At 63.6% G+C, this 16,477-nt stretch carries 11 protein-coding genes; 6 read left to right on the top strand and 5 right to left on the bottom strand.

Annotated features, from left to right (window positions below; translation table 11 throughout):
* Positions 1 to 14 precede the first annotated feature (14 nt).
* Together BLT86_RS22310 and glnE are read right to left on the bottom strand one after the other, a co-directional pair.
* Positions 15 to 938, bottom strand: a complete 924-nt coding sequence (locus BLT86_RS22310) for a branched-chain amino acid transaminase (protein ID WP_075745132.1) — start codon at positions 936 to 938, stop codon at positions 15 to 17.
* 49 nt (positions 939 to 987) lie between these two features.
* Positions 988 to 3,945 carry a bifunctional [glutamate--ammonia ligase]-adenylyl-L-tyrosine phosphorylase/[glutamate--ammonia-ligase] adenylyltransferase gene (gene glnE, locus BLT86_RS22305; RefSeq protein WP_092379695.1) on the bottom strand — a complete coding sequence of 986 codons (2,958 nt, stop codon included), beginning with the start codon at positions 3,943 to 3,945 and terminating at the stop codon, positions 988 to 990.
* A 270-nt stretch (positions 3,946 to 4,215) separates the two neighbouring features.
* On the opposite strand from glnE, the gene aceE reads away from it, so the two are divergent.
* Positions 4,216 to 6,861, top strand: a complete 2,646-nt coding sequence (gene aceE, locus BLT86_RS22300) for a pyruvate dehydrogenase (acetyl-transferring), homodimeric type (protein ID WP_092379693.1) — start codon at positions 4,216 to 4,218, stop codon at positions 6,859 to 6,861.
* 11 nt (positions 6,862 to 6,872) lie between these two features.
* Positions 6,873 to 8,846 carry a dihydrolipoyllysine-residue acetyltransferase gene (gene aceF, locus BLT86_RS22295; RefSeq protein ID WP_092379690.1) on the top strand — a complete coding sequence of 658 codons (1,974 nt, stop codon included), beginning with the start codon at positions 6,873 to 6,875 and terminating at the stop codon, positions 8,844 to 8,846.
* Positions 8,847 to 8,935: 89 nt separating this feature from the next.
* On the opposite strand, the gene BLT86_RS22290 is transcribed toward aceF, so the two are convergent.
* Complete coding sequence (locus BLT86_RS22290; protein WP_021487821.1) at positions 8,936 to 9,442, bottom strand: hypothetical protein; 507 nt, start codon at positions 9,440 to 9,442, stop codon at positions 8,936 to 8,938.
* A 166-nt stretch (positions 9,443 to 9,608) separates the two neighbouring features.
* On the opposite strand from BLT86_RS22290, the gene BLT86_RS22285 reads away from it, so the two are divergent.
* The 4 genes from BLT86_RS22285 to BLT86_RS22270 all read left to right on the top strand — a co-directional run bounded on the left by BLT86_RS22285 (position 9,609) and on the right by BLT86_RS22270 (position 14,556).
* Positions 9,609 to 12,314: a putative bifunctional diguanylate cyclase/phosphodiesterase gene (locus tag BLT86_RS22285; protein WP_092380490.1), complete on the top strand. Its 2,706-nt coding sequence runs from the start codon at positions 9,609 to 9,611 to the stop codon at positions 12,312 to 12,314.
* Positions 12,315 to 12,364: 50 nt separating this feature from the next.
* A complete protein-coding gene (gene msrA / locus BLT86_RS22280) occupies positions 12,365 to 13,018 on the top strand; it encodes a peptide-methionine (S)-S-oxide reductase MsrA (RefSeq protein WP_092379687.1) in 654 nt (217 codons plus the stop codon).
* Between the two features lie 16 nt (positions 13,019 to 13,034).
* The gene (locus tag BLT86_RS22275) at positions 13,035 to 13,232 is read left to right on the top strand and encodes a putative motility protein (RefSeq protein WP_092379684.1); all 198 of its coding nucleotides are present in this window, start codon (positions 13,035 to 13,037) and stop codon (positions 13,230 to 13,232) included.
* A 70-nt stretch (positions 13,233 to 13,302) separates the two neighbouring features.
* Entirely contained in the window at positions 13,303 to 14,556 is a 1,254-nt protein-coding gene (locus tag BLT86_RS22270; RefSeq protein WP_045733905.1) for an HD-GYP domain-containing protein, read from the top strand.
* Between the two features lie 70 nt (positions 14,557 to 14,626).
* Here BLT86_RS22270 and BLT86_RS22265 read toward each other — a convergent pair whose 3' ends face one another.
* Positions 14,627 to 15,481 carry a 23S rRNA (adenine(2030)-N(6))-methyltransferase RlmJ gene (locus BLT86_RS22265; protein WP_092379681.1) on the bottom strand — a complete coding sequence of 285 codons (855 nt, stop codon included), beginning with the start codon at positions 15,479 to 15,481 and terminating at the stop codon, positions 14,627 to 14,629.
* A gap of 44 nt (positions 15,482 to 15,525) precedes the next feature.
* Positions 15,526 to 16,395, bottom strand: a complete 870-nt coding sequence (locus tag BLT86_RS22260; RefSeq protein WP_045733903.1) for a LysR substrate-binding domain-containing protein — start codon at positions 16,393 to 16,395, stop codon at positions 15,526 to 15,528.
* Between the last annotated feature and the right edge of the window lie 82 nt (positions 16,396 to 16,477).

The following is a 16,477-nucleotide window of genomic DNA, read 5'->3' as shown; positions in this document are numbered from 1 at the left end:
CTTCGAGCAATCGCTTATTTGACCAGCGTACGCCATTCGGCGTGGCCACTGGTCTTGCCGGTGACCAGGTCGAAGTAGGCTTTCTGCAGCTTCTCGGTGACCGGACCACGGCGGCCGGCGCCAATCTTGCGACCATCCACTTCACGAATCGGCGTGACTTCAGCGGCGGTGCCGGTGAAGAAGGCCTCGTCGGCGATGTACACCTCATCACGGGTGATGCGTTTCTCGACCACCTTGATGCCGTGTTCTTCAGCCAGGGTCAGGATGGTGCTGCGCGTGATGCCGTTGAGGCAGGAGGTCACCTCCGGGGTGTACACCACACCGTCCTTGACCAGGAAGATGTTCTCGCCCGAGCCCTCGGCCACGTAGCCTTCCGGATCCAGCAGCATGGCCTCGTCGGCACCGCCAGAGATGGCTTCCTGCAGGGCCAGCATCGAGTTGATGTAGTTGCCGTTGGCCTTGGCACGGGTCATGGCGATGTTGACGTGGTGGCGGGTGTAGGAGCTGGTACGCACCTTGATGCCGGCTTCCAGCGCCTCTTCGCCCATGTAGGCGCCCCAGTGCCAGGCAGCGACGATCACGTGCACCTTCAGGCCGGAAGCACGCAGGCCCATGCCTTCGCTGCCGAAGAACACCATCGGGCGCAGGTAAGCGCTTTCCAGGCCATTTTCACGCACGGCGGCGCGCTGCGCTTCGTTGATCTCTTCCTTGCTGAAAGGGATCTGCATATTGAAGATGTGCGCCGAATCGAACAGGCGGTCGGTGTGCGCCTGCAGGCGGAAGATCGCGGTGCCGTCCGGGGTGTTGTAGGCACGCACGCCCTCGAACACGCCCATGCCGTAGTGCAGGGTATGGGTCAGCACATGGGTGTTGGCTTCGCGCCACGGCACCAGTTTGCCGTCGTACCAGATCACGCCATCACGGTCGGACATCGACATCTTGCCTGCTCCTCAAATTCGCTTCACGGTTCGATCAGTAGGTGGGGCCTCAGGCCCCATTGTTCAACTCAAGCCCCAGCTCACGCCACAGGCGCATCACGGCGCGGCGCTCATCCTGGAACTGATCACCCGGCACCACCCCAGGCTGCTTCTGCAGCGCCTGGCGATGGGCAGCCGAGCGATAGATCTTGTAGACCTCGCGCAGCAAGGCGGCATCCTCGGCGCTCATCAGACCGACCCGCTCCAGACCTTCCAGAATGCGGATGTTATCGGTGAACTCGAGTAGCTGCGGGTGTTGCCACGACCAGGCCAGAGCCGCGTATTGCACCATAAATTCGATATCGACGATACCACCGGCGTCCTGCTTCAGATCGAAGGAGGACGTGGCCTCGAAGGCATTCGGCGCCGTTCCGGCTGCGGTATTTTTGTTGCCAAGGTTGTCGCGCATCTTCGCGCGCATCTCGCTGACCTCGACGCGCAGTGCCGCGATATCGCGCTGACGACCGAGCACTTCGGCGCGCACGCGAGCGAATTCGCCGGCCAGGCGCGAACATCCCACCAGCACCCGTGCTCGCACCAGCGCCTGGTGCTCCCAGGTCCAGGCCTCGTTTTCCTGATAGCGCTGGAAGGCGCCGAGCGAGCTGACCAGAAGCCCGGCTGCGCCCGATGGTCGCAGGCGCATGTCCACCTCGTAGAGCGCGCCGGAGGTGGTCTGGGTGGTCAGCAGGTGAATGATGCGCTGGCCCAGACGGGTGAAGAACTGCGCGCCATCGATGGGCTTGGCGCCGTCGGTCTCGGCCTGCGGATCGCCGTCATGGATGAACACCAGGTCCAGATCCGAGCCATGGCCGAATTCCAGGCCGCCGACCTTGCCGTAACCGACGATGATGAAGTCCGGGTCGCACGGTGTGCCGTCTGCACGGAACGGCCGACCATGACGCTGCACCGTGTGCTGCCAGGCCAGCGCCAGCACCTGGTCGAGGATCGCCTCGGCCAGCCAGGTGAGGTAATCCGACACTTTCATCAAGGGCAGCGTACCGGCGATCTCCGAGGCGGCCACGCGCAAGCTGTGCGCCAGCTTGAAATGACGCAGCGCCTCCATCTGCTGCTCCAGATCCTCCTCGGGAATGCGCACCAGCCGCTCGCGCAACTCGGCCGCCAACTCCGGCGCCAGCGGCGGCGAATACAACCGGCCTTCATTGAGCAACTCATCGAGCAGCAGCGGGTAGCGGGCTATCTGCTCGGCAATCCAGGGGCTGGCGGCGCAGAGCGTGATCAGTCGCTCCAGCGCCCCTGGGTTTTCAGTCAGAAGCACCAGGTAGGCCGAGCGCCGGGCGACCTTCTCGACCAACGGCAGCACCCGCTCCAGCACCAGATCAGGCTTGTCGTGCTCGACGGTCTGCGCCAGCAAGCGCGGAATAAAGGCATCCAGACGCTCACGCCCGAGCCGCTGCATGGCACGCACCTGCGGCCCATTGCGCAGATCGACGAGGCGCCGATTGGCCGTGGCAGCCTCGACAAAACCGGCCTCCTGCAGCTGCTGCTGGGCAGCTTCATCATCCAGTGCGCCTTGCCATAAAGGCAGCCACTCGGCGCCGACGGCGGTTTCGCCGGCCTGCGCCTCATCATCGTCGGGATCGGCGATCACTTGCTGGAAGTGCCATTCGATGCGGCCACGCCAGTGCATCAGGCGCTCATGAAAACTCGCCCAGTCGGCGAACCCCATGATCGCGGCGACTCGCGCCTGGTCCTGCGCATCGGCCGGCAGCATCTGCGTCTGCCGATCACCGATACCCTGCAACGCATGCTCGGCATAACGCAGGAACTCGTAGCCTTCCTTCATCTCCGCAACCACGGCAGGCGGCAGATAACCCTGCCCCTCCAGCGTGGTCAGCACCTTGAGCAGCGGCCGCTGCTGCAGGCTGAGGTCGCGCCCGCCGTGAATCAGTTGGAAGGCCTGGGCGATGAACTCGATCTCGCGAATGCCGCCGGCGCCGAGCTTGATGTTCTCGCTCATGCCCTTGCGCCGCACTTCCTGCTGAATCAGCAGCTTCATCGCGCGCAGCGCCTCGATGGCGGAGAAATCCAGGTAGCGGCGATAGACAAAGGGGCGCAGCATTTCCAGCAGTTCGGCACCCGCGGCCTGATCGCCCCCCACCACGCGCGCCTTGATCATGGCGTAGCGCTCCCAGTCACGCCCCTGATCCTGGTAGTACTGCTCCAGCGCATTGAAGCTGAACACCAGCGCACCGCTGGAACCATAGGGGCGCAGGCGCATGTCGGTGCGGAACACGAAGCCGTCGACGGTGATCGCATCCAGTGCCTTGATCAGCTTCTGCCCCAGACGGATGAAGAACTCCTGATTATCCAGCGGGCGCTTAACACCCTCGGTCTCGCCACCTTCGGGATAGCCGAAGATCAGGTCGATGTCCGAAGACAGGTTGAGCTCGTGCGCACCGAGCTTGCCCATGCCGAGGATCACCATGTGCTGCGGCTGGCCACTGCGCCGCCCCACTGGCGTACCGAACTGCGCGCAATGGCGTGGGTACAGCCAGTGATAGGCCAGATCGATGCAGGCATCGGCGAGATCGGACAGATCGCGACAGGTTTCGCCGAGCGCCGCCTGGCGGCTGAAGTCGCGCCAGATGATGCGCAGTTGCTGTCGATTACGAAAACGCCGCAGGCAACGCCCCAGCGCATCCTCATCGGCACACTCGGCCAACTGCAGCGTCAGTTGCTGACGCAGCTCACCGGGCGCCAGGCTGCGTTCCAGCTCGCCGGAATCGGCCAGCGCGACGAACATCTGCGGATCACGCCGGGCCTGCTCGGCGACGAAATCACTCAGCGCCGACACCTGCTGCCAGGCCATGCGCCGCGCTTGCGGCCAGGCCGCAACCCGCTCGACCAGCCCGTCATGCTCGGCCAGCGCCGCCTGCAATGACTGTTCGGCGCGCTCGGCAAGGGCACTCAGGGAAGGGGGCAACTCGACCAGCAACGGCAGGCTCATGGTCTATCCTTTTGGCGGGCTGCCAGACATACGGCGCAGTCACCCAAACCCCTGAGGTAGTGGGCGCGCGCGGCCGGCAACACCGCGAACTGTAGTTTTACTACGGAAGAAATGTATCCAGAGGGCTGAATCCGCCGTCGAAATGTAGTAAAACTACACGCGGCCGGTCCTACCCCCGGTAAATCCAAGAACTTCAACTCGCCCGCCCAAAAAGCTGACGAGACCCAACTGGCCTCCGATTCTGGAAGCCTTTCCGCCCTGGAGCAAGCCATGCAAGACCTCGATCCGATCGAAACCCAGGAATGGCTGGACGCCCTTGAATCCGTCCTCGACCGTGAGGGTGAAGACCGTGCCCATTACCTGATGACCCGTCTGGGCGAGCTGGCCACCCGTAGCGGTGCGCAACTGCCCTACGCGATCACCACGCCCTACCGCAACACCATCCCGGTTACCCACGAAGCGCGCATGCCCGGCGACCTGTTCATGGAGCGTCGCATCCGCTCGCTGGTGCGCTGGAACGCCCTGGCCATGGTGATGCGCACCAACCTGGACGACCCGGATCTGGGCGGCCACATCTCCAGCTTCGCCTCTTCCGCGACGCTGTATGACATCGGTTTCAACTACTTCTTCCAGGCCCCGACCGACGAACACGGCGGCGACCTGGTGTTCTATCAGGGCCATGCCAGCCCTGGCGTCTACGCCCGCGCCTTCATGGAAGGCCGCATCGACGAAGAACAGATGAAGAACTTCCGTCGCGAAGTCGACGGCAAAGGCCTGTCGTCCTACCCGCACCCCTGGCTGATGCCGGACTTCTGGCAGTTCCCCACCGTGTCCATGGGTCTGGGCCCGATCCAGGCGATCTACCAGGCCCGCTTCATGAAGTACCTGGAAGCGCGCGGCTTCATCCCGGCCGGCAAGCAGAAGGTCTGGTGCTTCATGGGCGACGGCGAGTGCGACGAGCCGGAATCCCTCGGCGCCATCTCCCTGGCTGGCCGCGAGAAGCTGGACAACCTGATCTTCGTCATCAACTGCAACCTGCAGCGCCTCGACGGCCCGGTACGCGGCAACGGCAAGATCATCCAGGAACTCGAAGGCGTGTTCCGTGGCGCCCAGTGGAACGTCAACAAGGTGGTCTGGGGTCGCTTCTGGGATCCGCTGTTCGCCAAGGACAAGGACGGTGCCCTGCAGCGTCGCATGGACGAAGTGGTCGACGGTGAATACCAGAACTACAAGGCCAAAGACGGCGCCTATGTGCGCGAAAACTTCTTCAACACCCCAGAGCTCAAGGAGATGGTCAAGGACCTCTCCGACGACGAGATCTGGAAGCTCAACCGTGGCGGCCACGACCCGTACAAGGTCTACGCCGCCTACCACCAGGCCGTGAACCACAGCGGCCAGCCGACCGTGATCCTGGCCAAGACCATCAAGGGCTACGGTACCGGCGCCGGTGAAGCGAAGAACACCGCGCACAACACCAAGAAGGTCGATGTCGACAGCCTGCGTCAGTTCCGCGACCGTTTCGACATCCCGGTCAAGGACGAAGAGCTGGAAAACCTGCCCTTCGTGCGCCCGGAGCCGGGCAGCGCCGAATACAAGTACCTGCACGAGCGTCGCAACGCGCTGGGTGGCTTCGTCCCGCAGCGCCGGCAGAAGAGCTTCAGCATCCCGACCCCGCCGCTGGATACCCTCAAGGCCATCCTCGACGGCTCCGGTGACCGCGAAATCTCCACCACCATGGCTTTCGTGCGTATCCTCGCGCAACTGGTCAAGGACAAGGAACTCGGCCAGCGCATCGTCCCGATCATCCCGGACGAAGCCCGTACCTTCGGTATGGAAGGCATGTTCCGTCAGCTCGGCATCTACTCTTCGGTCGGCCAGCTGTACGAGCCGGTCGATAAAGACCAGGTGATGTTCTACAAAGAGGACAAGAAAGGTCAGATCCTCGAGGAAGGCATCAACGAAGCCGGCGCCATGAGTTCCTTCATCGCCGCCGGCACCTCGTACTCCTGCCACAACCAGCCGATGCTGCCGTTCTACATCTTCTACTCGATGTTCGGCTTCCAGCGTATCGGCGACCTGGCCTGGGCCGCTGGCGACAGCCGCACCCGTGGTTTCCTGATCGGCGGCACCGCCGGCCGTACCACCCTCAACGGTGAAGGCCTGCAGCACGAAGACGGTCACAGCCACATGCTGGCAGCGACCATCCCCAACTGCCGCACCTACGATCCGACCTACGGCTACGAGCTCGCCGTGATCATCCGCGAAGGCATTCGCCAGATGACCGAAGAGCAGCAGGACATCTTCTACTACATCACCGTGATGAACGAGTCGTACCAGCAGCCGGCCATGCCGGAGGGTATCGAGGACGGCATCATCAAGGGCATGTACCTGCTCGAGGAAGACAAGAAGGAAGCCGCGCACCACGTGCAGCTTCTGGGTTCCGGCACCATCCTGCGCGAAGTCCGCGAGGCGGCGAAGATCCTGCGTGACGAGTACAACATCGGCGCCGATGTGTGGAGCGTCACCAGCTTCAACGAACTGCGTCGTGACGGTCTGGCCGTGGAGCGCCGCAACCGCCTGCACCCAGGTCAGAAGCCGCAGCAGACCTATATCGAGCAGTGCCTGAGCGGTCGCAAGGGTCCGGTCATCGCGTCGACCGACTACATGAAGCTGTTCGCCGAACAGGTTCGTCAGTGGGTACCGAGCAAGGAATACAAGGTCCTGGGCACCGACGGCTTCGGCCGCAGCGACAGCCGCAAGCAGCTGCGTCACTTCTTCGAAGTGGATCGTAACTGGGTCGTGCTCGCCGCCCTGGAAGCTCTGGTCGACCGTGGCGAGATCGAAGCCAAGGTGCTGGCTGACGCCATCGCCAAGTTCGGTATCGACGCCGACAAAGCCAACCCCCTGGACTGCTAAGGAGCGTAGCGATGAGTGAATTGATTCGCGTACCCGACCTCGGCGGTGAAGGCGAGGTGATTGAACTGCTGGTGAAGGTCGGCGACCGTATCGAAGCCGACCAGAGCGTACTGACCCTGGAGTCCGACAAGGCCTCCATGGAGGTGCCCTCGCCCAAGGCCGGCGTGATCAAGGAAATCAAGGTCAAGATCGGCGACCGCCTGAAGGAAGGCGATGAGCTGCTGGTGCTGGAAGTCGAAGGTGCCGCCGAAGCGGCGCCTGCGCCGAAAGCCGAAGCAGCGCCCGCTGCTGCACCGCAAGTGGCCGCCCCGGCTGCCGCGCCAGCTGCTGCAACCAGCAGCAGCGTGCAGGATGTGCACGTGCCGGATATCGGCACCGACGGCAAGGTCAAGGTCATCGAAGTCATGGTCAAGGCCGGCGACACAATCGAAGCCGACCAGTCGCTGATCACCCTGGAATCCGACAAGGCTTCCATGGAAATCCCCTCACCGGCTGCCGGCGTGGTGGAAGAAGTGCTGGTCAAGCTGGATGCCGAAGTCGGCACCGGTGACCTGATCCTCAAGCTGCGCACCGCTGGTGGCGCAACCGCCAGTGCTGCGCCGGCTCAAGCCGCTGCACCCGCTGCTGCGCCAGCCGCCGCACCTGCTCCCGCTGCCGCCGCTCCGGCCGCTGCTTCGGTGCAGGACGTGCACGTCCCGGACATTGGCACCGACGGCAAGGTCAAGGTCATCGAAGTCATGGTCAAGGCCGGTGACAGCATCGAGGCCGACCAGTCGCTGATCACCCTGGAGTCCGACAAGGCCTCCATGGAAATCCCCTCGCCGGCTGCCGGCGTGGTGGAAGAAGTGCTGGTCAAGCTGGACGCCGAAGTCGGCACCGGCGACCTGATCCTCAAGCTCAAGGTGGCGGGCGCTGCTCCGGCCACTGCGCCGGCGCAAGCCAGTCAGCAAGTGCACCGCGTACCGGAAGGCGCCGCCCCGGAAGTGGCCGCAGAAGTACGCGCCATCGCCTCGCTGTCGGCTGCTGCCGCCGAAGTCGCCAACGCGCCCAAGCGCGATGGTGCCAAGGTGCATGCCGGCCCCGCCGTGCGTCAGCTGGCTCGTGATTTCGGCGTGGAACTGGCGGATATCGCCGGTACCGGCCCGAAAGGTCGCATCCTCAAGGAAGACGTGCAGGTGTACGTCAAGGCGATGATGCACAAGGCCAAGGCCGCACCGCAGGCGACTGCCGCTGCTGCCACCGGTGGCGCCGGCATCCCGCCGATCCCGGCCGTGGACTTCAGCAAGTTCGGCGAAATCGAAGAAGTGGCGATGACCCGCCTGATGCAGGTCGGCGCCGCCAACCTGCACCGCAGCTGGCTCAACGTGCCGCACGTGACCCAGTTCGATTCGGCCGATATCACCGACCTGGAAGCCTTCCGCGTCGCGCAGAAGGCCGTGGCGGAGAAGGCTGGCGTCAAGCTGACCGTGCTACCGCTGCTGCTCAAGGCCTGCGCCCACCTGCTCAAGGAACTGCCGGACTTCAACAGTTCGCTGGCCCCGAGCGGCAAGGCGATCATCCGCAAGAAGTACGTGCATATCGGCTTCGCCGTCGATACGCCGGACGGCCTGCTGGTGCCGGTGATCAAGAACGTCGATCAGAAGAGCCTGCTGCAGCTCGCGGCTGAGGCCGCCGCCCTGGCGGAAAAAGCGCGCACCAAGAAGCTTTCGGCTGATGACATGCAGGGCGCCTGCTTCACCATCTCCAGCCTCGGCCACATTGGCGGCACCGGCTTCACGCCGATCGTCAACGCGCCGGAAGTGGCGATCCTGGGTGTCAGCAAGGCGACCATGCAGCCGGTGTGGGATGGCAAGGCCTTCCAGCCCAAGCTGATGCTGCCGCTGTCGCTGTCCTACGACCACCGAGTGATCAACGGCGCTGCCGCCGCACGCTTCACTCAGCGTCTGTCGCAGCTGCTGGCCGATATCCGCACCATCCTGCTGTAAATCGTTTCGAGCACGCCACGCTCGCATCCTCAACCCCGCCCATTCAGGCGGGGTTTTTTTTGCATTCCTTCAGCGCGGTGTGAGGCCTATCAGCCCTTCTGCACATTGCGAATCAGAAAGCTCAGCGCCTTGGCCAACTCGCCTGCACCCTGGTGATCACGCACGATGCTCAACAACGGGCTGCCATCAGCCGGATTGAACAGCACACAGCGGATACCGCCGGTCGGACACTCGTAGCGGATGAACGGATCGATACCGAACACCGCAACACGCTGATTGCGCACCGAGATGGCGGTGCCCTGCGCGCCACGACTCTCCTCACGCAGGATAAGCTCCCCGGCATTGCCGACATTGAAGCGATACAGCAAGTCCTGCCGCTGCGCCTGGCCAACCTGGTAACCCGCGCGCAGGGCGTAGGTTTCCAGCAATGCGTTGCTGTGCGCGAGCAACGCATTGCGCTCGTTGTCGGTCAGATAAAGACGCTTGAGCCCGTCCAGATAAGCAGCCTGCTCGGCGCCCTGCAGTGTCGCCGCATCATCGGCGCCGGCAACCGCGGGTATGGCCGTAAAAAGTGCTCCGCCAAGCACCATGGCCATGAGTTTTCTTGTCAGTCTCGCTTGCATGATGCACCCTTGCCGAACGCTATAGTGAAGTAGGCCTGAGCCCTAGCCTCCGTCCGTGCCGCTGCGCCCTCTGGCAGCAGCGGCCCTGTACTGAGAACGGATGCCTCGCCTGGTCAGCATACTGGAAGCCCGCCGCCCAATGAAAAGCCATCCCGATGCCAGCGCACGCTCGGCAGCCGAGGTTGTGACGCAGTTGCCAGTGCCCTCGCGGCTCGGCATGTTGCGTTTCGAGCGCTTGAACGAGCCAAGCTGGGCGCTGCTGTTTCTCGACCCGGCCTGCGAACGCCAGTTGGGTATCAGCGCCAGCGATCTCTGCGCGCTGGTGGATGCCCCCTACGCCAGCCTGATGGAACCCGAAGCGCGCTATCGCCTGCACGACGCCATCCAGCAGCAACTGCTGCAAGGCCCGCATTACCTGGTGCGCTACACCCTGCATACCCCGCAAGGTGCTCTGACCCTGCTGGAGATGGGCGAACCCTTCAAACAGCGCAACCGCCAGTTGCTGCGCGGCTATCTGCTGGTAGCGGACGAGAGCCTCGATCAGTTCTCCCCTGCCGAACAGGAGCTGTACACGCAGAATCAGCAACTGCGCAGCTCGCTGCAGCAATATCAGCGTACCCAGAATGACCACCTGCAACACCTCGCCCGTTCACGTACCCAGCAGCAGTTGATCGTGCGTCTGGCGCGCCAGCGCTACACCTCCAGCGACCCTCAGCAGGAAGCGGCCGAACTGATCACCCAGGCCGCCTGCGAGGTCTACGGTGTCGCTCGCGCCGGCATCTGGAAGCTGGGCAGTCATCACCTGGATTCCGTGTCGCTGTACCGCCGCGACCTGGACCGCCACGAACAACTACCGTCGATAAACGCACGTAATTTCCCGCAGTACCTGCAAGCACTGCACAGCGGCCGCGCCATCGACGCGCACGACGCCCAGCACGATCCGCGCACCTGTGAACTGGCCGCCAGCTACCTGCAGCCGCTGGATATCTGCTCGATGCTCGACGCCAGCATACGCATCGAAGGCGAAGTGGTCGGCGTGCTCTGCCTGGAGCACATCGGCGGCCTACGCACCTGGCACGCCGACGAGATCGCCTTCGCCGGCGAGTTGGCCGATCAGTTCGCCCAGGTGCTGATCAACCAGCAGAAACGCAGCGCCACCAGCGCCCTGCATCTGTTCCAACGCGCCGTCGAACAGAGCGCCAGCGCCTTTCTGCTGGTCGACCGCGACGGCCGGGTGGAGTACGTCAACCCCAGCTTCACGGCCATCACCCTGTACAGCAGCGACGAGGTCTGCGGCCACCGCCTGTCCGAGCTGCCGGCGCTGAACAACCTCAGCGACCTGCTGTTCGATGCCGGCTCGAGCCTGGCCGAGCACAGCAGTTGGCAGGGCGAGTTCCGCAGCCGACGCAAGAACCTGGACCCCTACTGGGGCCATCTGTCGATATCCAAGGTGTATGGCGACGATGGCGAGCTGACCCACTACATCGGCATCTACGAAGACGTCACCGAAGCCAAGCTGGCGCAGCAGCGCATCGAACGCCTGGCCTATACCGACAACCTGACCAACCTGGGCAACCGCCCCTCGTTCATCCGCAGCCTCGAACAGCGCTTCGCTCAGAATACGCAGCAGCCGCTGGTCCTGCTGCTGGTGGACATCGACAACTTCAAGCGGATCAACGACAGCCTCGGCCACCAGACCGGCGACAAGCTGCTCTCGGCCCTGGCCCGACGCCTGCGCAACAGCCTCGGAGCCCAGGGCACACTGGCACGCTTCGCCAGCAACGAATTCGCCATCCTGCTCGATGGCTGCGATCAGGACAGCGGCCTGCGCATCGCTCATCAGGTGCTGCAGACTCTGGACAAGCCACTGTTCGTCGATAACCAGTTGATCAGCATCACCGGCTCGCTCGGCCTGGCCCTGGCGCCGGAGCACGGCGACGACCCGCAGACGCTGATGAAGCACGCCGGCCTGGCCCTGCACAAGGCCAAGGCCAATGGCAAGCATCAGGTGCAGCTGTTCACCGAGGAACTCAATGCCGAGGCCAACTACAAGCTGTTCGTCGAGAACAACCTGCGCCGAGCCTTGACCCAGAGTGAACTGGAGGTGTTCTACCAGCCCAAGCTGTGCCTGAAAAACGGCCAGTTGCTGGGTCTGGAGGCGCTGCTGCGCTGGCACCATCCGGAGAAGGGCATGATCCGCCCTGACCAGTTCATCAGCGTCGCCGAGGAAACCGGCCTGATCATTCCCATCGGCAAGTGGGTAGTGCGTCAGGCCTGCCGCATGAGCAAGCAGATCGCCGCCATCGGCATGGGCGAACTGCAGGTGGCGATCAACCTGTCACCCAAGCAGTTCTCCGATCCCGACCTGGTCGGCTCCATCGCCGCCATCCTGCACGAAGAACAGCTCGACCCGCGCCTGCTGGAACTGGAACTGACCGAAAGCCTGCTGCTGGAAGCCACCGAGGACACCCGCCACCAGCTCGGCCGCCTCAAGAGCCTGGGCCTGACCCTGGCCATGGACGATTTCGGCACCGGTTATTCCTCGCTCAGCTACCTGAAGAAATTCCCCATCGACGTGATCAAGATCGATCGCAGCTTCATCAAGGACATTCCCGACAACCAGGACGACATGGAGATCACCTCAGCCGTGATTGCCATGGCCCACAACCTCAAGCTCAAGGTGGTCGCAGAAGGCATCGAGACTGGCGCCCAGCTCGGTTTCCTGCGCCGCCAGCAATGCGACGTAGGCCAAGGCTACCTGTTCGACAAACCGATTCCTGGCCGCGAACTGATCGACAGCCTGCGCCGCTATCCCTGCCGGCCACAGCCCGACCAACGGACGTAATACGCCGTACTGCGCGTAGTCCACTACCCACCCACTTCCAGGAGACCACCATGGTTTTGCGTTCCCAGATTCTCGTTAACAAGGATGTCCTGCCGACTGCCGAGCAGGCCCTGCCCGGCCGCACAGAGGCGATGCCGGTGGCGGATACTCACTATGTCAATGGCAACCCGATCAAAGCGCCGTTCCCCGCCGGCCTGCAACAGGCGGTGTTCGGCCTCGGCTGCTTCTGGGGCGCCGAACGGCGCTTCTGGCAACAGCCTGGCGTATTCAGCACGGCGGCCGGCTATGCCGGTGGCCTGACGCCCAACCCCACCTACGAGGAAGTCTGCTCGGGCCTGACCGGGCACACCGAAGTGGTACTGGTCGTGTTCGATCCGCAGCAGACCAGCTTCGAAGCGCTGCTCAAGGTGTTCTGGGAAGTGCACAACCCAACCCAGGGCATGCGCCAGGGCAACGACCAGGGCACCCAGTACCGCTCGGCCATCTACTGCCAGAACGACGCTCAACTGAGCGCCGCCAAAGCCAGCCAGGCACGCTTCCAGGCTGAGCTGGACAAGGCCGGGGTAGGCAGCATCACCACTGAAATCGCCGAGGCGCCGACCTTCTACTACGCCGAGACCTATCACCAGCAATACCTGGCGAAGAATCCGGGCGGCTATTGCGGCCTGGGCGGAACAGGCGTATGTCTACCCCCTGAATATTGAGCATGGATAACGGGTCATGGAGCTGAGCAGCATTTCCAGCCAGGTATCGAGTCAGGCATCTGCGCAGATCTCCGCGCAGATGTCGCTTGTGCTGCTGCGCAAGACGCTGGAGCTGCAGGCCGCCAACATCACCGGGCTGGTGCAGGCAGCTGCACCGGCCAGCGCCCCCAGCAATCCGCCCAACCTGGGCAACAGCATCGACGTGATGGCCTGAACAACTGATGCCTTCAGGCCATTAGCCAGACTAAACTGCGGGCAATTAGCCATCGATCGACGAGCCCGGCATGCCCGCCACTCTCCCTACCATCACCCCCGATCAGCTTTGCGTCGGTCTCTACGTCCATCTGGACCTGAGCTGGTGGGAGCATGATTTCGCCTTCAGCAATTTCAAGATCAAGGACGAAGCGCAGATTCGCGCCTTGCGCGCGCTCAACCTGAAGCAGCTGCGCTATGACCCGGCGCGCAGCGACTGCCTGCCCGCGCCTCTCGTCGACAGCGTCACCACCCCTCCTGTAGAAGAACCGCCGGTCGATCCGGAAAGTCAGGCACGCCAGGAACGCGTGGAGAAACTGCGCCACCTGCGCAGCCGCCTGGCCGAGGTGGATCGCCGCTTCATCGAGGCCAGCCAACGCATCAAGACGCTCAACCAGACCCTGCGCAGCCGCCCGGAAGACGCCATGCGCCAGGCCGGCGCCATCGTCAGCGAGATGGTCGAGACGCTGCTCGGGGCGCCTGGCGTGGTGCTGCATGGCATCACCGGCAAGGCGGCCGAGGACAGTTACTTCCATGCCCTCAACGTCACCGTGTTGTCCCTGCTGCTCGGGCGCCAGCTCGGCCTCGACAGCGAGGCCTGTCATAGCCTCGGCCTCGGCGCCCTGTTGCACGATATCGGCAAGCTGGAAGTACCGAGCAAGGTGCTACTCAAGCCCGAGCCGCTGACCCGCCCGGAGCAGCAATTGCTGCAAATGCACACCGATTTCGGCCTGCGCATGGGGCAGAAGCTGATGCTCGATGACGAGGTGCTGCGCATCATCCATGAACATCACGAGCACTGCGACGGAAGTGGTTATCCGCGTGGGCTGCGCGAGGCCGCTATCGGCCGCCTGAGTCGTCTGGTGGCCATCACCAACCATTTCGACGGGCTGTGCAACCCGCTCGACCCGCGCCAGGCGCTGAGCCCACACGAAGCCCTAGCGCTGATGTTCAAGCAGCAGCGCGAACAATTCGACGAGGTGGCGCTGAAGGCCTTCGTTCGCGTGATGGGCATCTACCCGCCGGGCAGCCTGGTGCAGCTGGAAGATGAGCGCTATGCGCTGGTGCTGGGCATGAACCCAACTCAGGCGTTGAAACCGACGCTGATTCTCTACGACGCCGACATTCCCAAGCAGGAAGCCCTGATCGTCGATCTCGCCCAGGAGCCAAAGCTCGCCATCGCCCGCAGCCTGCGCCCCTCACAGCTACCGCTGGAGGTGCTGGAGTACCTCAGCCCGCGGCGCAATCTCAGCTACCACATCGAGCCCAACCACAAGCCCGCTTGAGCCCCTTGTAGCCCGGATGCAATCCGGGGATCGGGGGCCACGGCTCCCGGATTTCATCCGGGCTACGCGCTTATGACTTGCCGCTTGGCGCTTCCTCTATCAGCCAATCCAGACGCCAGCCGCCCTGGCTCTGGCCAAGCACATCGGCCAGCCAGGGCAGCAGCTGCTTGAGTTCGTCCTCCAGGCCCCATGGCGGATTGCTGATCACCAGACCCGAGCCGCTCAGGCGCGTGGCGTCGTCCGGCGCGTGCACGTAAAGCTCTGCGCGTAGCAGCTTGGGCGCGGCGCTCTTTTGCAGATCGCGGTAGAAGCGCGCCAGCTGTCGCTCATCCTTGATCGGGTACCAGATCGCGACGATGGCCTGACGCATGCGCCCGTGCGCTTCGTTCAAGGCCTCGACACAGCGCTGCAGCTCGTCGGTCTTTTCAAATGGCGGGTCGATCAGCAGCAGCACGCGCTTCTCGCGGGTCGGCATCAGCGCCCGCGGCACCAGCCAGCCCTCGCCCAGATGCACGGCTACGCGACGGTCGCCACGCATGTTGTCCTTGAGCAGGCGGCCATCCTCGGGGTGCTTCTCATTGAGCTGCAGACGATCCTGCTCACGGCTGAGCAGCCGCGCCAGTTCGGGCGAGCCGGGGTAATAGCGCAGCTCGCCATCCGGATTCATCGCCCGCACCACCTCCAGATAGGCCTCCACGGCATCCGGCAGGTGCTCGGCCTGCCACAGGCGTGCGATGCCCTCCAGGTACTCGCCGGTACGGCTGGCCGCATCGCCATGCAGGTCGTACAAACCGAGTCCGGCATGACTGTCGAGGTAGGCGAAAGGTGCCTCCTTTTTCGACAACAGGCTGATCAGGCGAGTCAGCACCAAATGCTTGAGTACGTCGGCGTGGTTGCCGGCATGGAAGGCGTGGCGGTAGTTCATGGAGGTCTCCGAAGCGGTCGCCAAGTTTACCCGTTGGAAGGGCTTTACGCGCGCATCAGCTCCAGCAACAAGGCCAGCGGCGGGTGCTCACCGGCGTCGCGACGACGTACCAACAATGTAGTCGTTGCGCCAAGCTCAGGGGCGATGGCCTGGTATTGCACCAGATGCACACGCGGGTGACTGTCGAGCAGGCTGCGTGGCAACAGGCCGATCCCCATGCCGGCAGCAATGCCGGCAAAGATCGCATCGATAGAGCCATAGCTCTGCCGCGCCGCCACCTGCAAACCACGACTGACGGCCCAGCGCTCAAGGCGCTCGCGGTAATGGCACCCATCGGGGAAACCCAGCAGAGTCTGCGGTCGACTCTCCAGTTGGGTGCCATCCTGCTCGGGCGGCAGCACCAGCATCAGTTCCTCCTGCCAGATGGGCAGGCAGTCGAGCTGAGGATGCTCGAACGGCCCGCCGATCAATCCGCCGTCCAGTTCTCCTGACAACACCCCCTCGACCAGTCGCCGGCTCGGCCCGGTGCTGAGTTGCAGGTTCACTCGCGGAGCCCGCTGGTGGAAAGCCGCCAGCAGCTCAGGCAAACGCACCGCGGCGGTGGTTTCCATCGAGCCCAGACGCAGATCGCCGCTCCAGATATCTTCCTGCACGCTGCGCCAGGCCATCTGGCAAAGCTGCTCCAGATGCTCGGCATGGGGCAACAAGCGTTCGCCGGCCGCAGTCACTCGCAGACGCTGCCCCTGACGCTGAAAAAGCCGGATGTCCAGTTGCTGCTCCAATTGACGAAGGCGCGCCGAGACGTTCGACGGCACGCAGTGCAGGCGCACGCCGGCGGCGCTCAGCGAGCCCTCCCGAGCCACGGCGAGAAAATAACGCAGCAGCTGCGGATTGAGTCGTTGCCAGGCATCCATGACATTCACCAAAAGTGAAAATAGAACGCAATATTTTTCACTAACCATCAAGCAACGACAATGACTAAGGTGGGCAGCACGA

It is taken from the genome of Pseudomonas sihuiensis (assembly GCF_900106015.1).
Classification (GTDB): Bacteria; Pseudomonadota; Gammaproteobacteria; order Pseudomonadales; family Pseudomonadaceae; genus Aquipseudomonas; species Aquipseudomonas sihuiensis.
Note: the sequence above shows the minus strand (reverse complement) of the source record. Positions and strands in the feature narration are given on the sequence as shown.